The organism is Halobacillus karajensis (assembly GCF_900108515.1).
Classification (GTDB): Bacteria; Bacillota; Bacilli; order Bacillales; family Halobacillaceae; genus Halobacillus; species Halobacillus karajensis.
On sequence record NZ_FNWW01000011.1, the window covers coordinates 37,237 to 58,419 of the forward strand.

Annotated in this window: 24 protein-coding genes; 18 read left to right on the top strand and 6 right to left on the bottom strand. The window is 42.6% G+C overall.

The annotated features are described in order from the left end of the window. Positions 1 to 6: 6 nt before the first annotated feature. Positions 7 to 1,380 (bottom strand): DUF2254 domain-containing protein, encoded by a 1,374-nt coding sequence (locus BLW54_RS17490; protein WP_035511258.1) that lies wholly within the window; start codon positions 1,378 to 1,380, stop codon positions 7 to 9. A 156-nt stretch (positions 1,381 to 1,536) separates the two neighbouring features. Between BLW54_RS17490 and BLW54_RS17495 the strand changes: the two genes are divergently transcribed. Both BLW54_RS17495 and BLW54_RS17500 read left to right on the top strand, forming a co-directional pair. Then, positions 1,537 to 1,980: a GNAT family N-acetyltransferase gene (locus BLW54_RS17495; RefSeq protein ID WP_035511256.1), complete on the top strand. Its 444-nt coding sequence runs from the start codon at positions 1,537 to 1,539 to the stop codon at positions 1,978 to 1,980. A 73-nt stretch (positions 1,981 to 2,053) separates the two neighbouring features. Next, a complete protein-coding gene (locus BLW54_RS17500) occupies positions 2,054 to 3,511 on the top strand; it encodes an aldehyde dehydrogenase family protein (protein WP_035511254.1) in 1,458 nt (485 codons plus the stop codon). A 162-nt stretch (positions 3,512 to 3,673) separates the two neighbouring features. Here the strand turns inward: BLW54_RS17500 and BLW54_RS20810 are convergent, their stop codons facing one another. Both BLW54_RS20810 and BLW54_RS17505 read right to left on the bottom strand, forming a co-directional pair. Beyond that, on the bottom strand, positions 3,674 to 3,838 hold the full coding sequence (locus BLW54_RS20810) for a hypothetical protein (RefSeq protein ID WP_155997004.1): 165 nt from the start codon (positions 3,836 to 3,838) through the stop codon (positions 3,674 to 3,676). A 208-nt stretch (positions 3,839 to 4,046) separates the two neighbouring features. Further along, positions 4,047 to 5,219, bottom strand: coding sequence for a pyridoxal phosphate-dependent aminotransferase (locus BLW54_RS17505; protein ID WP_035511252.1), 1,173 nt, complete (start codon positions 5,217 to 5,219; stop codon positions 4,047 to 4,049). A 134-nt stretch (positions 5,220 to 5,353) separates the two neighbouring features. Here BLW54_RS17505 and BLW54_RS17510 point away from each other — a divergent pair, with 134 nt between their 5' ends. The 3 genes from BLW54_RS17510 (at position 5,354) to BLW54_RS20815 (ending at position 8,086) form a co-directional block, all read left to right on the top strand. Continuing rightward, the gene (locus tag BLW54_RS17510; protein ID WP_035511250.1) at positions 5,354 to 6,682 is read left to right on the top strand and encodes an FAD-dependent oxidoreductase; all 1,329 of its coding nucleotides are present in this window, start codon (positions 5,354 to 5,356) and stop codon (positions 6,680 to 6,682) included. 67 nt (positions 6,683 to 6,749) lie between these two features. Next, complete coding sequence (locus tag BLW54_RS17515; protein WP_074736090.1) at positions 6,750 to 7,844, top strand: nitric oxide synthase oxygenase; 1,095 nt, start codon at positions 6,750 to 6,752, stop codon at positions 7,842 to 7,844. 74 nt (positions 7,845 to 7,918) lie between these two features. Further along, positions 7,919 to 8,086, top strand: a complete 168-nt coding sequence (locus BLW54_RS20815; RefSeq protein WP_167358836.1) for a hypothetical protein — start codon at positions 7,919 to 7,921, stop codon at positions 8,084 to 8,086. Here the strand turns inward: BLW54_RS20815 and BLW54_RS17520 are convergent. Next, positions 8,075 to 8,857, bottom strand: a complete 783-nt coding sequence (locus tag BLW54_RS17520; RefSeq protein ID WP_035511245.1) for a carbon-nitrogen family hydrolase — start codon at positions 8,855 to 8,857, stop codon at positions 8,075 to 8,077. The genes BLW54_RS20815 and BLW54_RS17520 overlap by 12 nt on opposite strands. Positions 8,858 to 9,022: 165 nt before the next feature. On the opposite strand from BLW54_RS17520, the gene BLW54_RS17525 reads away from it, so the two are divergent. From BLW54_RS17525 to BLW54_RS17555, 7 genes are all read left to right on the top strand, one after another. Continuing rightward, on the top strand, positions 9,023 to 10,768 hold the full coding sequence (locus BLW54_RS17525) for a sensor histidine kinase (RefSeq protein WP_035511242.1): 1,746 nt from the start codon (positions 9,023 to 9,025) through the stop codon (positions 10,766 to 10,768). Next, positions 10,765 to 11,493 carry a LytR/AlgR family response regulator transcription factor gene (locus tag BLW54_RS17530; RefSeq protein WP_035511241.1) on the top strand — a complete coding sequence of 243 codons (729 nt, stop codon included), beginning with the start codon at positions 10,765 to 10,767 and terminating at the stop codon, positions 11,491 to 11,493. Before BLW54_RS17525 ends, BLW54_RS17530 begins: the two co-directional genes overlap by 4 nt. Before the next feature lie 141 nt (positions 11,494 to 11,634). After that, positions 11,635 to 13,077 carry a carbon starvation CstA family protein gene (locus BLW54_RS17535; protein WP_035511238.1) on the top strand — a complete coding sequence of 481 codons (1,443 nt, stop codon included), beginning with the start codon at positions 11,635 to 11,637 and terminating at the stop codon, positions 13,075 to 13,077. 147 nt (positions 13,078 to 13,224) lie between these two features. Further along, the gene (locus tag BLW54_RS17540; protein ID WP_035511236.1) at positions 13,225 to 13,500 is read left to right on the top strand and encodes a GNAT family N-acetyltransferase; all 276 of its coding nucleotides are present in this window, start codon (positions 13,225 to 13,227) and stop codon (positions 13,498 to 13,500) included. Between the two features lie 50 nt (positions 13,501 to 13,550). Continuing rightward, the gene (locus BLW54_RS17545; protein WP_035511233.1) at positions 13,551 to 13,973 is read left to right on the top strand and encodes a GNAT family N-acetyltransferase; all 423 of its coding nucleotides are present in this window, start codon (positions 13,551 to 13,553) and stop codon (positions 13,971 to 13,973) included. 25 nt (positions 13,974 to 13,998) lie between these two features. Then, positions 13,999 to 14,877, top strand: coding sequence for a diacylglycerol/lipid kinase family protein (locus BLW54_RS17550; RefSeq protein WP_074736092.1), 879 nt, complete (start codon positions 13,999 to 14,001; stop codon positions 14,875 to 14,877). A 63-nt stretch (positions 14,878 to 14,940) separates the two neighbouring features. Continuing rightward, on the top strand, positions 14,941 to 15,384 hold the full coding sequence (locus BLW54_RS17555; RefSeq protein ID WP_035511229.1) for a YueI family protein: 444 nt from the start codon (positions 14,941 to 14,943) through the stop codon (positions 15,382 to 15,384). Positions 15,385 to 15,446: 62 nt separating this feature from the next. Here the strand turns inward: BLW54_RS17555 and BLW54_RS17560 are convergent, their stop codons facing one another. After that, positions 15,447 to 15,638: a hypothetical protein gene (locus tag BLW54_RS17560; RefSeq protein WP_035511226.1), complete on the bottom strand. Its 192-nt coding sequence runs from the start codon at positions 15,636 to 15,638 to the stop codon at positions 15,447 to 15,449. 639 nt (positions 15,639 to 16,277) lie between these two features. On the opposite strand from BLW54_RS17560, the gene BLW54_RS21220 reads away from it, so the two are divergent. Beyond that, positions 16,278 to 16,907, top strand: a complete 630-nt coding sequence (locus BLW54_RS21220; RefSeq protein WP_035511225.1) for a lytic transglycosylase domain-containing protein — start codon at positions 16,278 to 16,280, stop codon at positions 16,905 to 16,907. A 99-nt stretch (positions 16,908 to 17,006) separates the two neighbouring features. Here the strand turns inward: BLW54_RS21220 and BLW54_RS17570 are convergent, their stop codons facing one another. Continuing rightward, positions 17,007 to 17,558: an NADPH-dependent FMN reductase gene (locus BLW54_RS17570; RefSeq protein WP_035511224.1), complete on the bottom strand. Its 552-nt coding sequence runs from the start codon at positions 17,556 to 17,558 to the stop codon at positions 17,007 to 17,009. 319 nt (positions 17,559 to 17,877) lie between these two features. On the opposite strand from BLW54_RS17570, the gene BLW54_RS17575 reads away from it, so the two are divergent. The 5 genes from BLW54_RS17575 to BLW54_RS17595 all read left to right on the top strand — a co-directional run bounded on the left by BLW54_RS17575 (position 17,878) and on the right by BLW54_RS17595 (position 21,062). Further along, positions 17,878 to 18,159: a YkvA family protein gene (locus tag BLW54_RS17575; RefSeq protein ID WP_035511222.1), complete on the top strand. Its 282-nt coding sequence runs from the start codon at positions 17,878 to 17,880 to the stop codon at positions 18,157 to 18,159. Between the two features lie 71 nt (positions 18,160 to 18,230). After that, positions 18,231 to 18,647, top strand: coding sequence for an organic hydroperoxide resistance protein (locus tag BLW54_RS17580; RefSeq protein WP_035511336.1), 417 nt, complete (start codon positions 18,231 to 18,233; stop codon positions 18,645 to 18,647). Positions 18,648 to 18,818: 171 nt separating this feature from the next. After that, positions 18,819 to 19,106, top strand: a complete 288-nt coding sequence (locus tag BLW54_RS17585; RefSeq protein ID WP_244153541.1) for an iron-sulfur cluster assembly accessory protein — start codon at positions 18,819 to 18,821, stop codon at positions 19,104 to 19,106. Positions 19,107 to 19,235: 129 nt separating this feature from the next. Next, entirely contained in the window at positions 19,236 to 19,847 is a 612-nt protein-coding gene (locus BLW54_RS17590) for a metal-dependent hydrolase (protein WP_035511218.1), read from the top strand. A 183-nt stretch (positions 19,848 to 20,030) separates the two neighbouring features. Beyond that, positions 20,031 to 21,062, top strand: coding sequence for an AimR family lysis-lysogeny pheromone receptor (locus tag BLW54_RS17595; protein WP_035511216.1), 1,032 nt, complete (start codon positions 20,031 to 20,033; stop codon positions 21,060 to 21,062). Positions 21,063 to 21,183: the final 121 nt, after the last annotated feature.

A 21,183-nucleotide genomic window follows, 5' to 3' on the forward strand; every position in this document is an offset into this window, starting at 1 on the left:
GATTTATTAATCGATAGGATAGAATTTACGGTATAGGGCATAGTAATCCAATTGATTTCCAGTGATTCTTGATAATCTCTCTAAAGCCTCCAGCAAAAAGGTCTTATCGAGTTCATAAATGATTTTCGTTTCAATATGGTCGATGGTACTGCTGGCAAACTCCCATAACATTTGATGTTTGGACCGATCGATGGACTCTGCTACTTTAGCAATGGAATCGACTAGTTCCGTAATAATAAGATGGTTGTCACGTGCATAATGCCGAATATAACCGAACCCGCGATAAATATAAGATTCGAATGACTCAGAAAGAAGTATGAGACGGACTTGTTTTTCGTTATCCATTAAATAGGGGGTGAAAGTAATGTAATCCTCGACAGTGAGCATCAGCTCCGCCATTTGATGGATGGTGTTCGTTGCTGTTTTTGGGTCGTCATTCCCAAGTGATTTTATAGCGATTTCCGCTAGTTTGTGCATCCCCATCTGGATGTCTTGTAATTCGGTTTGTTTGTAGTCGATGTTAATCATCTGGCAATATTCATCTTCCTCAATTTTTTCGTTTCCAGGGCCCCAGTAACTGAGTAAGGTGTTTCCTTTCAAAATGTAGTCACCGACCTTGGCGTGAAATTGTATGATAATGTTATCTTCCTTGGCTTTCTCAATCATATTTCTGTAATCTACAAGTTGAATATACCCAGACTTAATCGCTTTTATTGGCTTCGTTTGTGTCTGTTCTTCTTCCATCAGGTTACCAGGTTCTTCCGTACGGTACCTTTCAAGGTCTTTCCGCAGCGTCTGGTTAATCATTTGCTCAGAGGATGTCTTCATCGTGTTTGTGATGTTATGGACTTGCATCCATGTCGTTGCATGGTTGATGAAGTAAATGAATGTGACAGAAGAGGTAAAGGCAAGGAAAATAGTTACAATAGGAACGGCGACGAAAAACTCGTGCTCTGTATTTCCGATAAAAAGGAAGACGAGCAGGACATAAACGAAATTTCCGTTGAATAAACCAAGAGCATGCTGGGTTCTGCGGTCGGCTACGAAATTGAGAAGCATGCGTGGAGAAAATTGACCACTGAACGTGGTTAAAACGACAAGCAAAGAGTTTAATGTGAAGGCACTTAGTGTCAAGATCCCTCCAATTAAAGTACTCACAAGCATGCGCGTAATATCTGCATTGATTCGGAAAAATTCAAAGGTAAACTGTTCGATTTGAAAAGTGATATCCAGTAATAATGTGGCGATAACGAAAAAGATAGACATAAGAATATAAAATAAAGGCATGTACCACAGGGTCATCTGCATTTCATGCTTTCGCTGCCGCTTTGACATTTCTAGATACTTTCTAAGTGATCCAGGTAATATTTTGCTTATCATATGTGGCTCCTCCTTTCGCTGAGGTTTACTAGAATAGTACCTGTAGTTTCCCCTTCCATTGCTCCCTTCAAACGATAAAACAATACCCCTTTTATTTTGTCAGGCTGTAAAAGGTCAGGTATATTAAAAAGTAATTAATGTGGGAGGGGAGAAAACGTGGATTGGATTCAAAAAACATTCATAGATTTAACAACGGAGGAATTATACAAAATTTTGCAGAATAGGGTTGAAGTTTTTGTTGTGGAGCAAAAATGTCCATACCCCGAAGTGGATGGCAGGGATAAAGACAGTTTACATATATGGCTGGAGGAAGAAAGCAAGATAGTTGCGTATTGTCGGCTTGTTCCCCCTGTCGAAGGAGAAAAATACTACAGCATTGGTCGAGTTTTGGTATCAAAAAACTACCGAGGCAGCGGTTATGCGCGGGCCATGATGGATCATGCGATCGAAGTATTGAAAAAGGAGTATAAAGTGGAGCACATTTGGCTGCACGGACAAGAACATCTGCGGCATTTCTATGGATCCTTTGGGTTCAAAGAGGTTTCGGAGGTCTACCTGGAAGATGGCATCCCGCATGTCGATATGCGGATGGACCTTTAAGTCGTTTGGATTTTATTCAGGCCGGGAATGATAATGATAGAGTTGTGAGAGAGTTTTAACTGGAGGTTTTGATATGAGTCCCCAAACATTTACGAAGCAATATATCAATGGTCATTGGATAAATGGTTCCAGTGAGAAGTACGTAGATAATATCAACCCATATACACAGCAGACTATTGCATCCATTCCATCTGCGAATGAAGACGATCTTAATAAAGCGTATCAAGCCGCATTGAATTCACAGGGGTCATGGATGACAACGGCCCCAGGTGAAAAACGGGCTTGTTTCGATCAGCTTCTGAAAGTTGTGTATGACCGAAAAGATGAGATTATCGATTGGCTTGTGAAGGAAGCCGGCAGTACGCTTGTAAAAGCGGAAGTCGAGTTCCAAGCAGCAGTGGGGATCATTCGTGAATCAGCGGGTTTCCCAACACGTATGAGCGGGCAGATTTTACCGTCTAATACACCTGGAAAAGAAAATCGGATTTACCGCTCTCCGAAAGGTGTCATTGGAGTTATCGGCCCATGGAATTTCCCGTTTCACCTTGCGATGAGATCGATTGCTCCGGCTATTGCTACAGGAAATACAGTTGTTGTTAAGTCGGCTTCGGATGCCCCAGTGACTTCTGGACTGTTAATCGCTGATCTCTTTGAGGAGGCAGGCTTCCCGGAAGGTGCTCTTAATGTAGTGGTCGGCAGGGGGGCAGAAATAGGGGATGCTTTTGTAAAACATCCGGCAGCAAAGCTGATCTCATTTACAGGATCGACGGAAATAGGAAGTCACATTGGGGAATTAGCTGGTAAGCATATCAAAGAAACAGCCTTAGAGTTAGGTGGAAATAATGCCATGCTTGTTCTTGACGATGCTGATATCGATCAGGCAGTCGAAGCGGCTGCTTTTGGCAAGTTTCTGCACCAGGGTCAGATTTGTATGTCGTTAAACCGAATCATTATCCATGAAAATATACACGATATATTTGTGGAGAAGTTCAAAGAAAAGGTAGAGAGTTTGAAAGCAGGAGACCCCTCTGAAAAAGATACAGTGATCGGTCCTCTTATTAATAAGGAAGCGGTTGAACGTATTCAGGAGAATCTGAAAGAAAGCATTGGTAGAGGAGCGGAGATTGTAACAGGTGGAGAGGCAGACGGAAATGTAATGCAGCCAACCGTCTTGTCTGGCGTAACCAATGACATGCCTATAGCAAAAAACGAGATTTTTGGGCCCGTGGCGGCCGTGATTAAAGTCGTTTCTGAAACGGAAGCTATAGAAGTAGCCAACAGCTCTCCCTATGGTTTAAGTGGATCTATTTTTACCCGTGATGTCCATCGTGGGGTTGAAGTTGCCAAACGAGTAGAAACGGGTATGATCCATATTAATGATCAATCTGTAAATGATGAGGCGCATGTGGCTTTCGGTGGAGAAAAAGAATCAGGTCTCGGTCGTTTTGGTGGTGAGTGGGCTCTTGAAAAGTTTACCACCGTTAAATGGATTGGTGTAATGAAGAACGGGTATCGGTACTTCCCATTTTAAGGCCAAAAGGAGAAGGGGATAAACTCCCTTCTCCTTTTTTGTTTAAACCATCCGTCACTCTGAATGCAAGGGCTTAAGGCTTGTTGGGTTGAGTCTATCACTTGCGCTTTTGGTCATTCGGAAAAGGTAGACGAATGGGGAAGTGGGTTATAAATGTTGGATTCAGTATTCCTGGACTTCCCATTTTGGCCCTGAGTGTAGGTGGAGGTTTAATTTATCTGCATATTTCATTGCTTCTTCTTCTTGGAGGAAAACTCGTTCTCTCCGATCAATCGGGTCTTTCAATATTTCTATTAAACGGTCATTTCTTCTAATAAGTACGTACATAGGACCCTCCCGATATTTGTATAAGTTAATTAAAATATATTCGGGGGGAGGATTCAATAATTTTTTAGGAAAACATGAATGACTCTTTTGCTTATGTCGTTAAAGTGATTAAGAAATTGATCCCCGGCATGAACATTCAAAACCATGCACAAGAATGAGCTGGAACAAAAAAAGGCTCCCCTGATTAGAAAGCCTTTTTACATCGTCTTTATTTAACTGCAAAATCTTTAAATCGTTTTACTGCATCAGTCAAAGTTTCTGCTGAGTTATTTAATCCAATCCGTACATAACCTTCTCCGTGCTTACCGAAACCAACCCCGGGGGCAACAAACAACCCTGTTGCCTCTAGCAGTTCATCGGCAAACTGTTGGGAAGTATATCCATCTGGCACTCGTAGCCATGCGAAGAAGGACCCTTGGCATGGAGCGACATGGTATCCGGCATCTTCCAGGCCTGTGACAAGTAGGTCTCGTCTTTTTTCATAAGTTTCGGCCAGCTCTGTCACACATTCTTGTGAACTTAGCAGCGCAGTGGCAGAAGCTTGTTGAAGCCCACCGAAAATACTGCAGAAATAATGGTCCTGAATGACTTCAATAGCGTGAATGACGCTTGGATTGCCAACGGCAAAGGCGACACGCCAGCCTGCCATGTTGTAGGTCTTCGACATGGTGTAAACTTCAACCCCTACATTTTTGGCACCTTCGATTTGCATAAAGCTGATGGGTTTGTTTCCATCAAAGCCAATGGCCCCGTAAGCGAAATCATGAACGACACATACATCATGTTGTTCTGCTTCTTCAATGGTTTTCTTGAAAAATTCCTCATCCGCCATAGCCCCTGTGGGGTTGTTTGGGTAGTTTAGGAACATAAGTTTTGCTTTTTCCCAGCTTTCCGAGTCAATTTCGTTATAATCAGGTAAGAACCCATTTTCTTCGCGGAGCGGCATGGATTTCATTTGTGCACCAACCATTTCAATTCCTGACCAATAATCAGGATATCCAGGGTCCGGGACGAGTGCAACATCTCCAGGATCAAGGAAACATTGACTTAGTTCGACAAGACCGGTTTTACTTCCAGGCATGATGGCTACTTCTGTTTCGGGGTCGATTTCCACGTTGTATTCACGTTTATAGAACTCGGCTACTGCTTCTTTAAAGAATTCATATCCATGGAAAGGTGGATACATATGAAACTCAGGGTTCTCTGCTCCGTCCTTTAGTGATTCGACGATGTGTTCAGGGGTAGGCTGGTCAGGGTTGCCCTGGCCTAAGTTCAATGTGTCGTATCCACGCTCTTTGTATACATTTAATTTATCGATTAATGTCGCAAAGAATTGGTCGGGTAATCTTTCTACAGCTTTGGATGTTTTGAATTGTTTCACGATGGTCACCTCGGATTTATTTTTAGAAAAATCGAACAAAGATAATATGGTTAGTTTAACATGAGGGCAGTTTGAGTGGGAACCATATAGGTAAAGAATAAAAAGAATAGAAGCACGTTGAAGGAGTGTAGCATATGAATTTTGTCATAATCGGCGGGGATGCTGCTGGTATGAGTGCAGCGATGCAAATAGTAAGGAATAGTGAAGGCCATTCCATTACGGTTTTCGAACAAGGAGGAATGACTTCATATGGTCAATGCGGACTACCTTATGTATTAAGTGGGGATGTGGAGTCGACTGAAGAATTGATCGCGCGAAAGCCTGAAACGTTTCGTGATAAATACGGCATTGATGTCCGTATTTATCACGAGGTGACAGATGTCGATTGTGAGCGTAAAGTGGTTTATGGAAACGACGGGAAAGGAGAAAGGTTCGAACTACCTTATGATCGTCTGCTGGTAGCTTCAGGCGCTTCTCCTGTCATGCCTCCATGGCAAGGGAAAGACTTAAAGGGAATCCATACATTAAAAACGATTCCGGATATTAAGGATATCATGGCCGCAACAGCAAAGGACGTGGAAAAGGTAGCCATCATCGGGGGAGGCTACATAGGTCTTGAGATGGCAGAGGGATTCGTATCCCTCGGAAAAAAAGTTCGAATGATCGACCGTGGTTCTCAGCTGGCCAAAATCTTTGATGAGGATATGGGCGAGCTTGTTCATGAAGAAGCCATGAGGAACCAGATGGAACTTCACCTCGATGAATCAGTAGAAGGCTTCAAAGGAAAAGAGCATGTCGAAGTTGTTGTGACGGATAAGGAAGAATACGATGCAGACCTGGTGCTTGTGGCCGTGGGAGTTACCCCAAACACAACATTCATGAAACATACAGGTGTTTATAAAGGAATGAATGATGCAATTACCGTAAACGCATTTATGGAAACAAGCGTATTGGATATCTATGCTGCCGGCGATTGCGCTACACAATATCACCGCATCAAAAAGAAAGATGATTACATCCCTTTAGGCACCCATGCAAATAAACAAGGGCAGATTGCCGGTTTGAATATGATTAATCAAAAACGTTCGTTTCGGGGAATTGTCGGTACGTCGATTTTAAAGTTTTTCGATATAACCCTCGCCCGGACGGGTCTGTCGGGGCGTGAGGCGGACCAGGAGAACATCCCTTATAAACAAATAACTATCCAATCGACCCATGCCGCGGGTTATTATTCCAGAGAAGACCCTATGACACTGAAGATCATTTATCATGAAGCAACTGGCCAGCTGCTCGGAGCTCAAATAATAGGCGGAAGGGGAGTGGATAAACGGATAGATGTCCTGGCAACCGCTCTTTACCACGACATGACAATCGATGAATTGGAAGACTTGGATCTCTCCTATGCCCCTCCGTATAATAGTGTTTGGGATCCGATTCAACAAGCTGCACGAAAGGCAGATTGATTCGTAAGAAGTTAGAATTCTCGTGTGATAGGATGAAAGGGAAGTGAGATACAGGAGGATTCATAAGGTGAACACAGATTTATATAAAAAAGCGGAATCGTTTATTCGCCAATTCCACCAAGAGAAGAAACTTGTTGGAGTGGAGGAGCGATTACAAAGCATCAAAAAGGAAATACGCTGGGAAGGCAGTTATACTCATACCTTTCCCGAATTGGAATATGGAGCAAAAGTCGCCTGGCGTAATAGCAACCGCTGCATTGGCCGCCTGTTTTGGAACAGCTTAAAAGTATTTGATGCCCGGGATGTGAATACGGAAGAAGGGGTTCGAGAAAGGATGTTCGACCATTTGGACTATGCAACAAATGGTGGACGGATCCGGTCAACGATTACAATTTTCAAACCTCATTGCGGTCAAGAACAAATACGTATTTGGAACCATCAGTTGGTTCGTTATGCTGGATATGAAGAAAAGGGAGGCGTAAAAGGCGATCCTGCTTCTATTGAGTTCACTAGGCGGTGTCAACAACTCGGCTGGAAGGGGAAAGGCACCTCTTTTGATATTCTTCCGCTTGTTGTACAAATAGACGAAGGGACGCCGAAGTGGTTTGATATTCCTAGCGAAAAAGTGCTGGAAGTACCGCTGCGTCACCCGGATTTTGACTGGTTTCAACAATTGGGCCTTCAGTGGTATGCCGTTCCCTTAATTTCAGATATGCGTCTTGAAATTGGCGGGATAGATTATACGGCTGCTCCTTTTAATGGTTTTTATATGGAAACTGAAATTGGTGCCCGTAACCTTGCTGATGAGTCTCGCTATAATCTCTTGCCTGTAGTAGCAGAAGCAATGGGACTGGATACAAATCGGAATTCTTCCTTATGGAGGGACCGTGCTTTGATAGAGATGAATCAGGCCGTTTTGTTTTCCTATCAAGCGGATGGAGTCAGTCTGGTTGATCACCATACGGCTGCCCAGCAGTTTCTACAATTCGAAAAGAAAGAAAAAGTGTGCAGCCGAGAAGTAACAGGAGATTGGACGTGGCTTATTCCGCCATTGTCACCTGCATCTACTCATATTTTCCATTCCTCTTGTGTGGACAGGATGGATACCCCCAACTACACTTATCAAACGGCTGCTTATGAGAAAAATCCTTCCGAAGAATAAATGCGGAAGGGTTTTCGTTATCGTCTAATAATTGTGGCATTCAGAGTTTGAGAGAGGCACGATCAGGTGGGGAGGTGGATATCACCGAAAAATTGATTTCATCGGCGATTTGCAATGGAAGGGAAAAACAGGCTGCCGGTCATTACACGACAGCCCAAATGGACCGAATTTCTAAGATACCGCCTGGACTCTTAGACAGGTCTCCGTTTTTCGGAGGAACCAATCACACATCATTCGTATAAATCTGGCCGGCGGTCCTGGAAAATGGGAATTTGTTCGCGAATAGCTTCCACATCAGTGAAGTCAACGTTTGCATAGACGATTTCTTCATCAAAGCCGCCTTCAGCGAGAACATTTCCCCATGGATCGACAACGATGGAATGCCCGCCAAATTCATTGTTATGATCAGAACCGACACGGTTACAGGCGATGACAAAGCATTGGTTCTCAATTGCCCTGCTAATCAAAAGATTACGCCAATGTTCCACACGGGGCTTTGGCCATTCCGCCACAACGAATAAACCGCGCGAGCCGTCGAGCATGTGGGTCCGCATCCATTCAGGAAAGCGAATATCATAGCAAATCACTCCGCCCACTGGAATATCACCAAGACGGAAATTCCCCTTTTTGTTCCCGGATTCTAAGTATTTTTCCTCATTCATCAAACGGAACAAATGGGCTTTCCGGTATTGAAGCAGGCGTTCACCTTCCGGATTGTAAGCGACGAAAGTGTTATAAAATCGGCCATCCTCTTTTTCAGCGATGGACCCTGCTATCGTGATTCCATATTGTTGAGCCATCGAAATCAATAGATTGTGCGTTGGTCCTTCTAGTGTTTCTGCGATTTCGTCAAAACGTGAAAGGTCATACCCTGTAGTCCATAGTTCTGGCAACAAGATGACCTCACTTCCTTGGGCGGCAGCTTCTTTAATTTTTGATTCTGCGTGCTCTCGGTTTTTTTCCGGGTTTCCAAAAGCGATGTCCATTTGTATAATCGCTAGCTTTGTTGTCATCCAATCACCTCATTTCTCTAAGTGTATCACAAAAATTCTGACGTTTTCTTCCTCTTTTTTCGAAGGTTCCGTTTCGAATATGTATGGAGGAAATCGCTGCATGCTACAATAAATACAAAAATTCATTTGTATTTTACGCTAGCGTTTAAAGAAGGGAGTAAGCGTATGTTTGAATTATTCCTCCCGATGCTCGAGAGACTCGGAATTATCGTCACCGTTGCCTTCATTATCACACGTTTTCGTTTTTTGAGAGAGTTGATCGATCAAAAAACACTCGATTCAAGACAGCAGTATATGGCAATTGCTTTTTTCGGGGTGTTTGGAATCATCGGTACATATACAGGAATCACTTATGACACAAGTTCGTTTGATTTTGGACGCTGGACCTATACCCTCGTTGAATCCGAAGCGCTGGCAAACTCTAGAGTAATCGGCATCGTTGCCGCCGGTCTATTTGGAGGATACCGGATAGGAATCGGTGCTGGAATAATCGCGGGCGTTCACCGTTTTTCCCTTGGTGGTTTCACAGGGGCCGCATGTGGGATTTCTGCCGTCGTTGCGGGGGTTATTGCTGGTTATTTTCATAAAAAAGGGAAACCATTGAAATTAAAAACGGCTTTTTTTGTCGGAGCTCTGGCTGAAACGTTACAAATGGGAATCATCTTATTGATTTCGGACCCGTTTGCTCGTGCTTGGGTACTCGTCCAGGAAATCGGACTGCCTATGGTTGCAGCTAATGGCGTCGGATCTGCATTATTTTTACTTATTATTCGCAATGTCCTTCATGAAGAAGAGAAGGTAGGCGCACTCCAAGCCCAAAAAGCCCTGAGACTTGCGGAATCTACGGTCTCTCACTTGCGAAAAGGGTTGACTAAGGACTCGGCAGAGAAAGCCTGCCAGATTATTTTTAAAGAAGTCCAAGTCTCTGCTATTTCGATGACGGATAAAGAAAGAATCCTTGCTCATGTTGGACAGGCAGACGATCACCATAAGGCAGGGGAACCGATCCAGACAGATGCGACAAGGGAAGTCATTCATACTGGTGAACGTATTGTCGTCCGTCACGAGGACATTCATTGCCAGCACCCTTCCTGCCCTCTTGGCGCAGCTGTAATCGTTCCTTTAAAAAAGCGACAGGAAGTGGTCGGAACATTGAAATTCTACGTGACAACGCCTAAAGAAATCTCTAATGTTTTGTTGGAGTTGATTCAGGGCCTCAGTTCACTCCTAAGTCAACAACTGGAACTTGCCGATGCGGAAAAAGCTCAGGAACTTGCAAGAGAAGCGGAGGTTAAGGCGCTGCAGGCACAGGTGAATCCCCATTTCTTGTTCAATTCATTAAATGTAATCGTATCTTTGACTCGGACGGAGCCGGACAAGGCGAGGTCACTGCTCATTGCACTTTCTCGATTTTTTAGGCAGAACTTGGGAGCGACCACTAAAACTTGGACAACACTCAAAGAAGAGCTTAAACACGTAAAAGCCTATCTGCTCATTGAAGAGACACGTTTTGTCGATCGCCTCCATGTTGATTATGATGTAGATGAATCAGCTCTTTCTGCCAGGATTGCTCCATTAACCCTACAGCCACTTGTGGAAAACAGTATAAAACACGGCATTAAAGATCAAGAAGTAGAAGCTCAAATTATCATCAGCATCCAACAAGTGGGGGGACATGTGGAGATCCTGGTGAAAGATAACGGTGCAGGGATCGATGGCGACCGACTTAAGACGCTGGGGGAACAATCGGTCGAGTCGAGTGTAGGAACAGGGTTCGGTTTATTTAACGTCAACAAACGTTTAGAGCATATGCATGGCGAAGGATCAAAACTTCAGATAAAAAGTAACAAAGGGCAGGGAACAGACATTGCTTTTTCCATTCCCTTTTATGAAAAGGAGACACTCTCATGAATGAGAAGATTACTGTGCTCATTGTTGATGATGAACGTTTTAGCCGAGAAGAATTAAACTTTTTATTAGAATCTTATGAGAGGATAGACGTCATTGGTGAAGCGGCTTCTGGAGAAGAGGCTGTGATGCAGTCATTGAAACTTCAACCGGATGTCCTTTTCCTTGATGTAGAGATGCCTAAAATGGATGGTATGGGGGTAGCGAAGGCTGTGCAGGAATTAAAAAAGGTCCCGGAGATCGTCTTTGCTACTGCTTATCCGGACTTCGCCGTCGAGGCTTTTCGCCATCAAGCGATTGACTATCTGCTTAAGCCCTTTGACGAAGAACAATTGAGTGAAACGATTGAGAGAATAGAGAAGAAGTTTCAGCAGGGGGAAAAGAAGGCGGAATTTCATCCATCCAAGCTGGCTGTTGAGGTAGAAGACACGATTGAATACCTGAATCCTTCAGATATTATGTATGTGTACAGAGAGGATCGAATTACGAAGATTGTGGGCAGGGAAAGAATGTATGAGACAAAGGATGCATTAAAAGATGTAGAGCAGCGTCTTCAAGGCTTTTCCTTTTTCCGGATTCATAAAAGCTATCTTGTTAATCTTGATTACATATACAGGCTGACCCCATGGTTTAATGGAGCCTATCAACTCGAACTTCAGGGTACAAACGAAAAGCTCTCCGTCAGCCGAAATTACGTCAAGGATTTAAGAAATAAACTTGAACTGTAAATACATCTGTTTTTCATCCCCTTTTTTCAACACTTTAATCGTAAAATTCGACATGTTAAACATAAAAGCCCCCTTTGTAAGCGTTATCTTGATATATTCAATGTAAGCGATTGCAGTAAAACGCGCAAAGGAGGATCCCTCATGATTACATTTCTTGTGAGTATTGCCCTTTTAATTGTCGGTTATCTTACGTACGGTAAATATGTAGAAAAAACGTTTGGTGTGAACACAGCACGCCAAACGCCAGCATACTCTCATGGTGATGGTGTCGATTACCTGCCGATGGGAGAAAAAAGAAATTCTTTAATCCAGCTTTTGAACATCGCGGGGGTAGGTCCGATTTTTGGCCCGATTCTCGGAGCTCTTTACGGACCTGTAGCCTTTATTTGGATTGTTTTCGGCGCTATTTTTGCAGGTGCTGTTCACGATTATTTAACTGGTATGATTTCCATACGTAACCGTGGAGCTCACTTGCCAGAGCTTGCAGGGAAATTCCTGGGGAAAGTGATGAAACACGTCGTTAATGCCTTTGCTATTCTATTACTAGTGCTTGTAGGTACGGTGTTTGTGACCGCCCCTGCTGATCTTCTGCATAACATGACAAGCAGTTGGCTGTCACTCCCTGTTATTCTTCTTGTGATTTTTGCTTATTATTTATTGGCCACTATGCTGCCGATTGATAAAATTATTGGACGCTTTTATCCGATCTTCGGCGCCCTTCTGTTAATCAGTGCCATAGGAGTAGGAGTATCATTGGTTGTAACAGGAGCGCCCATTCCGGAGTTAACATTTACAAATATGCACCCAGACAATGCGCCTATATTTCCGCTATTATTTTTAACGATTTCTTGTGGGGCACTATCAGGCTTTCATGCTACCCAAACCCCTATCATTTCAAGAACGACTCAACAAGAAAAACAAGGCCGCCGTATTTTTTATGGCATGATGATTGCCGAAGGAATTATTGCCATGATCTGGGCAGCAGCGGCTATGAGTCTGTTTAATGGTTCTGCCGGCCTGAACGAAATCCTTGCGAACGGAGGTCCAGCTGCTGTAGTCAGCGAAGTATCAATTGCGATGCTTGGTGCTGTTGGTGGTACGCTTGCAGTACTTGGTGTCATTGTCCTGCCCATCACGTCAGGGGATACAGCATTTCGAAGTGCCCGTATGATCATCGCCGATTATCTGAAAGTATCACAAAAGAAAGTAACAAGCCGTATTTGGATTGCTGTGCCAATGTTTGTTGTTTCGTTCATTCTGACACGGATTGATTTTACATTGCTGTGGAGATATTTCTCCTGGGCGAACCAGTCTACGGCTGTGATTGCCTTGTGGGTCGGGGCGATGTACTTGTTCCTATCCCGTAAAAATTACTTCATAGCTGCCATTCCAGCTACATTCATGACAATGGCAACTTTCACGTATATTTTAAATGCTCCGATTGGATTTGGTCTTCCATTGAATATGTCCTATGTTATTGCAGCCATTGGAACAGTAGCAGTGGTAACGGCATTTATTATTGCCGCGCGTCGTGGTTTGGAAAAGAATATTCCGCTGGAAGAAGATCTAAAGAAAATCGCTTAATTGCTAGGCACCTACTATTTGGTAGGTGCTTTTTTTTCCTAAAGTCCACAAATGAAATGCCAGAGGCCAAACTGATAAGATAGAAGGAAGGGCAATGTTTTCTTTAATCGTGAAAGGGTACCCTTAATAGGGAAAGGGGAGATCATTATGGAACAAACCATTCAACAGAAAAAAGGAAAGCTCTTCATTGGGGATGAAGAACAACCTAAAGCTCAACTTCTATTTGAAGAAAAAGAAAATACAATGGTCATTACAAGTACAGTTGTCGCTCCTTCCGAGCGCGGGCAAGGGTTAGGAACGGACTTGATTGATTTTGCTGTGAATTATGCAAGAAAACATAAATTGAAGATCGACCCGGTCTGCTCCTTCGCCCAAGGTGTCATCCAAAACACACCTGAATATGAAGTTGTACTGAAAAAGTAGAGGGGGAGTTTCTGATCGTAAAAATTAGGGAACCTGAAGAAAAGGATTTAATGCACTTTACAAGATACAGCATTGATTTCCTTCATCTAGCCCATCCAGGACGTCAGACAAGCGAAACAATTCGAGAGCGGAAATATTGGGCTGCGGATCAATTTCTGGCTAAAAACCCGGAGCAAAAACTCTTAGTGGCTGATATGAATGGCCGAATGATTGGTTATGTCTTGGGTACGATTGCCCCACTTGGGGAAGAAGGGGTTCGTGGATATTTAAACGAAGTTTTTGTGGATGAGTTTTATCGACGTGAGGGTATCGGTAGTGATCTATGCCGCAAAATATTGGAATGGATACGTGACCAGGAAGCAACCTCTATTCAAGTAAGCCTGCATTCTTCCCACCACAGAGGAAGTGAATTTCTCGAGAAGGTGGGGTTTTCACCTGTACGTACACTTTTTGAATATAAATTTGAAGATTGAGGACGCCACGGGGAGGAATTCCTGAATGAAACAAGCCATGTTAATCGTAAACCCATCATCGGGGAAAGAAGAAGCATTAGATCATGTAGAAACGATTAAAGAGATTTTGACAGAAAAAGGCTACGAGGTCAGTGTGGCTCAAACAGAAAAAGAGTTAGATGCCACGAAATATTGCCAGGGCGCCTGTAAAGATGAGTTTGATTTAATCGTTTCAATGGGAGGAGATGGGACTCTCCACGAGACGATCAATGGAATGGTGGATCAGACCCACCGGCCGTTATTGGGCATTATCCCGCTGGGTACGGTAAATGATTTTGCGAGAGCCCTTGATATTCCATTGCAGGTGGAAGAAGCTGTGGATGTCCTCCGTTCTGATCAGACTAAAGCCGTGGATATCGGTCGATTTAATGATCAATATTTTGTGAATATAGTAGCAGCAGGAGCTGTCGCTGAAGCTACATCTGAAGTAACTCCTGAACAAAAGACTAAATTCGGCTCGCTTGCTTATATGATGGAAGGCATGAAAACATTAACAAACCACAGTTACCCGATTCGTATTGAATATGATGATAAAGCATGGGAAGGGGAGTCTTTTCTCTTCCTGGCTGCATTGACGAATTCAGCGGGAGGCTTTGAAAACTTGTCTCCAGAGGCTGAAGTGAACGATGGGAAAATTCACGGATATGTAGTTCCTAAAGTGAGTATGATTCGTTTAGCCACTATTGCCTCAGCGATAGTTAGGGGGAATTTGAAGGATGAAAAGGATGTCCAATACTTTAAAGCCGATCGGATCCGTCTGACATCGAAGGAAGAATTAGTGACAAATGTTGATGGGGAAGAAGGCGACCCTTTACCTGTTGAACTGTCAGTTCTTCCTTCCCATATTCAAGTCGTTGTAAAATAGGAAAAGGCTGCTAAGTGTGCAGCCTTTTTTCTGTGTCATACTAGAAGTGAGTGAGGTGCATCTATGAAGAAACCAGATATGGAAGACTACTTGCAGGAAGGGGTATATGGGAGCCGGCAAACAAAGCCAGGAGAGAGGAAACGATACCTGGGGACTTTAAGGGAACGCGTGCTACTTGCTCTAACGAAAGGGCAGGTCATGCAGGAGTTAGGAAAGAAAGAAATGCAGGGGCTCATGAAAGAACATCCTGATGCAAAACTTTTATTAAATAGTGAAGTGAGCTATCGATTTTTATCACCATTTAAAGACCTGGCCGAAGAGCAGGAAATCCATCATACGACGATTTCAAATCAGGAGTCAGAAACGGAATTCGGAGCTGTTTTAACGCTGGATTATGCTATTGAAAAAGAAAAGGTCCGGATAGAAGAACCGAGGCAGGAAGAAAAAACATCTGAAGAAGAAGGGGTGAAAGGATTCCTGACATCACTTTTTAAACCATCTGAATAACACAAAAAGAGGCTGCGAATTCTGCAGCCTTTTCAACACGTCCTGCCTCATGTGGCACTTTTTTATTTGTACTGATTTAAGAATCTTGCCAAACCGACGATAGTAATAGCGAAAGAAAAGAGAATCATTGCAATGTAGCCGGCGTAGAACAAGAATTGGTCGAAAAAGTTCCCAGCGGTATCCCCAATACTATAAAGGGCATATCCAGCAAGCAGGGACGCTAAGAACACAAAGACACGGTTGTTGAAATCCATCTTTATTCCACCTCCTTTGTACTTCAATATATGAGGTACAAACGTGGAATATCTTTCTTTTAGAAAAAATTTTGACGTCTTGTCTATGGACAAGCCGACAGTTGTAACAAGATGAACGTTCTGTGAAATGTTTTTTGCCATATAACCGCTGATTTCATTAAGGGAGGTTCAAGGGTAGGCATAATTTGAAGGAGACATAAAAAAAGCCCCCTTTTGAATAGGCAAAAGGGAGGTGGTCCTTGTCTTTTATTAAGGGAAAACAGACCATAAAATCTACAGGTTATTTTTCCTGGCGGGGAAAAATAATAGGGTGATTCGACGTAAGAGACAAAAGAGAGTACTCAAGAAGAAATGAATACAAATAACATTACAATGCGCAGGGCCATGGACAACCAGCACGGCCAAACACGTTGGACGGTTCAGTATCTCTTTTGCTATTACTTATTGTACCACTTTTTCATGGGGTACTGCTTTGGGAAAAAAACAACTTAAGGTGAGTACTCAATGCATAATTTGAGGAAAGATTTTCTCAAGTTTTGACTACTATTGGAAAAATGTAAAATATATTCAGGAGTGGATTGTGGGGATCCGATGTATTTTGTACACTTGAAGTAATCAATGATATGGAGTGGAGCTCTCATGGATGTAAACAAAATCCAATTAATGATACAAATGCAGGCAATGGCGATGGTGGGTAAGCGAAACCATGATCAATTTTCTAGTGGTTTACAGGAGGAGACTTTTCAAAGCTTCTTAAATGCAGCCATTGGCCAATCGATTAATATAGAAGCTCAACCACTACAACAACCAGTCACTTATGTTCCCTTTCAGGGACAAGTAGCCCCTGTGGTTCAAGAGTGGTCAGAGGCAGATGGAATTCCTGATATAAAGGTAGAGAGTTCTGATGTAGATGAATGGATCCGTAAGGCTGCAGAACATCATGGGGTGGATGAGAAGCTTGTTCGCTCTGTTGTTAAGGCTGAATCTAATTTTGATGCTGATGTAGTGAGTCATACAGGAGCTCAAGGGCTGATGCAGCTGATGCCGGCGACAGCGAAAGGGCTTGGTGTTTCAAATCCTCTAGACCCGGAGCAAAATGTCATGGGGGGAACCAAATACCTGAAACAAATGCTTGATCGTTATGATGGCAATACAGAGTTAGCTCTTGCTGCATACAATGCAGGCCCTGGGAATGTAGATAAGTATGACGGTGTGCCGCCATTTCGCGAAACGCAAAATTACATAACGAAGGTACTTGGAAGAGCATAAAAGAAGCGGGGAGGCCTATAAAGGATCCGCGCTTCTTAAGTAAGATCATGGTTTATGGATTTTGCACTTTCTAAGCCGAATAGACACCCTGAGCATTTTTTACTTATCTGGTTCGAGTTCTTGACTCATTTGCATGTATTGATCGAAAACAACAGTCATCTCTTTTAGGCGGTTGCGTACGTCTTCATCGGTTAGTTCACCTTGTGTAGAAAAGTGATTCGTGTGCGTGTAGACATAATTAGGGGTCACCATGCAACGGAAGTAGTTTAAGATCGGTTTCAATTGGTTTTCTACAACAAGGTGGTGTTGTAATGTTCCTCCATTGGCGACGATGGAGACTGGTTTATAACGCATAGCTAGTGGAGATACAGCGTCAAAGACATTTTTTAATGTGCCTGGGATTGATCCTTGGAAAACGGGGGTGGCGATGACATATGCATTCGCTTCTTCGATTTCCTTGATCAATTCCTTCATATCGTCATTGTATTTTTCAGCTGGCCGGCCATCGACGAATTGAAGCTCATAATTTTCGAGGTCGACGATTTTCGTTTCATGTTTCGTTGGCAGCTGCTGTATATATTTTTGGATTTCATCAAGGAGCGTCCGGGTCTTTTTCCCGACGATCGTTCCGTTCAATAATAGGATCTTCATGACAACTTTCTCCCCTTCATTTTTCTTTGAGCTAATGTATCGTATGCAGAATTTTATAAAATGGGCTATGTAGCTATTCCTAGTATGTGTGGATATGGTCTAGTTATCTTATAAAATATTTGGTCATGCTGTATACGCTCGAACTCCAGCTGTCTTTTCTAGCGGTGAAAAACCGGCTATTTGTCGCAGGCTGGGGATATATGTGAAATTCTTCTTTTCTTTTTATGGTAAAGTATACGCCTTATTTAAGCAATTGTGAGGATTCGGCTTGCTTGACGTTGAAAAAATAAGGGTATAATACCTGGAGGGAGGGGTGACGATGATCCGTTTATGGAGACGTATCAAATTTCTTTTCAATGTTCGAAAATCTGTACCTTTTCTCGTGCAGTTTTTCAAATCTAGGGAAGTAAGTAAAAGCAAGAAGTGGGTATCGGTTCTCCTATTGCTTGCTTATCTCTTATTCCCGTGGGACGTCATCCCTGATTTTCTTGTCTTTTTAGGACTTGTGGATGATTTAGCTGTTTTCACTTACATTATGCAATGGATGATTAAGATGGCTCCAGAGGAATTAAAGCAGGAATATCGTGTCTATGATAAATAGAAATGTTTGAAAAACGGCAAGATGTGGTATATAAATGTTGTGAGCTTAAATTAAGTCAAGGAGTGATGGTATTGAGTAATGTAATGTTTACATCACAAGCAACTGCACAAGGTGGACGTAATGGTCACGTTAAATCCGAGGATGGCCTTATTGACCTGAACCTTGCCATGCCTGGTGAAAGTAAAGAAGAAGGGTCCAATCCTGAACAGTTATTTGCTGCTGCTTATTCGGCCTGCTATGATGGGGCGTTGAATTTGGTTGCAAGCAAACAGAAGAAAGACATTGAATCTAAAATTACTGCTGATGTCAGCTTATTGAAAGATGAATCCGATAACGGTTTTAAAATCGGTGTCGTTCTAAACGTTGATGTGAAAGGTGTTTCTCAGGAAGAAGCAGAAAAGCTTGCAGAAGAAGCACACAAAGTATGCCCATATTCTAAAGCGACACGCGGCAATATTGATGTCCAATTAAAAGCCAACGCTGTATAAAAGGGAAACCAATCCCCGGTGGGAGATCCACCGGGGATTTTTTTGGTGATCTAGCAAATGATAATAGATGTCCTCTCTGTGAACTTAAAATGCGAGTATAAGCTGCTGACTACTGCGTTTTATTACCTGTGTGGCAGGCAAATATGATATTTTATAGTTAAAGGGGTGAAGATGATGAAGATCACCGATCAAGCACGAGACTTGTTGAATCAAATCCTCGAATATGAAGAAGCGGGATGTCTGCGTTTGTTTTTTGCCGGGTACGGTTGTGGGGAGCCGGATATTGGCATGGCAATCGAAGAACCGGCTGGTGATGATGAACTTCGTCATATCAATTCAATTCCTGTAGCCATTGATAAAAGAATTGTACATTTGGCTGAACAGCTAACAATAGAAGGCAAGCAAACAATGGAAGGACCTAAGTTTCAGATGCTGGGGCTTCCAGAAAAAGATTGTTAATGCAATAGACAAACCCACACTTCTGTGGGTTTATTTTTTACTATAAGGTTTGCGCTGTTTAGTAAATATGGCAGGAATAACTTTCTTATACTCCTAACAGCATCAAAGAAAAGAGAGGTATTTGACATCATGATGGCATCAGGACACCAGGTTGTCGGCTTCACGTTCGGCGTAGGAGCGATGACGTTATTACCTACGTTTGAGTGGATTCCAGAGCAGCCTCTTCAAACCGTTTTATTTTTTGTGTTTGTCCTTTTCGGCTCTCTGCTGCCGGATATAGACACACCTACTTCTACATTAGGGCATAAGTTCTGGCGGGGATTGATGACCGTTTTTACGATCGCGTTTCTCTGTTACTTATTTGTGCCTGACTATTTAGATACATACAGAGAACAATTAAAGGTATTTGTTATGCTCCTTTTACCAATTCTTATTATGATTCGCGGCCATAGAAAGATGACTCATTCGGTTTTATTTATCTGTTTACTAATTGGATACGGAATCATTCTTGAACAGGCTTTTGCTATTCCTCGTATGTACATCGGAGGCTTGATCATCGGTGTGGTTTCCCATTTGTTTGGCGATTATATCACAAGAAAAGGCATCCCTTTGGCGTATCCTTTTTCAAAAAAACATTTGCAATTTATCATTACTTTTCGAACAGGATCGAATAGTGAACGTCTGCTTGTCTATAGTCTTCTTTTATGGAATGTCTGGTTCCTCACATCGAGCATTTTTTGACACTACATTTATGTGGTGTCTTTTTTGTTTAGGACAAAAGTGAATGATTAAATCGAAAAAATATGAGTGGGATAGCTTGATCAGGGAGAGTGCTTCCTTTTAGTTTCTGTTCAATTTTTGTATAGACATATTTTCGAAAATTCAATAAACTATTATATAAGAAGAAAGTGAGGGAATGGCCATATGACAGATCATTACTTAATTGAGCCAAGTCCGTTATGTCAACTGCAGATGCGCCGCACTTCCTCGTTGTATCATGTGTATCTAGACAACTTGAGAAAACATTTCCCGAAAGAAGCTGTTCTTTACACGAGGGATTATATCGTCTCCGAATTCCCCAGAGATCTTGATGAACAGATTGTCTCATTGGAATTCTTATACATGAATGACCTTCATGAAGATTTGTCAGCTGCTGCTTCATCGCCATACATAAATGACAGCGCAGGTTACCTTTACCGTTTGATTTTGAATCAATCCAAGCAGGAAAAGAAGGAAAACCATCTAGGTGAACTAAAATCTCTCCATTACAAACATCCAACTTTACATTGTCTCCACCTATTCACCCTCGTATATTCCTATCAGGACAGGAATATATATACCGCCTTGGATAAATATTTGGAAGAATGTGACCAGGCACTACAAAAAGTAGACGAACCCTTGATGTATTATTATTTGAATCAACGGTATCAGGAACTGCTCTTTTATCATTATTGGAAGACAAATAATTCCATCCTAGCCAGTCGTTATGCTTACAAGATGATTAATACAGAAGTTTCGCCAAGAAGGAAGAGTCGTATGCATCATGATTTAGCCCTGTGTCAGCTCTATAACGGTTATGAGTCATCCATGGAATCGTTAATACAATCTATGGATATTGCGAAAAAACATGGCCTTCGTCGCTTTTTACGATCGATTAAAGATCACACACTTCCTTTTATATCCGCTTTTCATCTGCAAACAGAAGGAATATCCACATCTGATCCTGTCGAACAAGCTCATCTTGCTTTAGCTCGTGGAGATTACCAAAGGACACGCCAAGTGTTGCTGTCTTTGCCTTCTTTATCCCCTTTTCAAGAATGCTACCTCGGGCTGGCTACAGGGAACCATGACATGTTAGAACGTTCTTATCAGCGGTTTATTCATGAACGGGGGGATTATTTCTTTGCCCGGGTACCTATAAAATATTTGGAAAGATTGAAGAGTGAACACTTGTAATTCTTGTTTAAAAAGTCTTGGAACTTTACAAAGAAGGTCTCCTTCTATTTTCGGAAGGAGACCTTCTTTGATTAGGCCATGAAAAAGTTTCAGCTTGCTGGGAGTGTGTAAGGGCGCATGC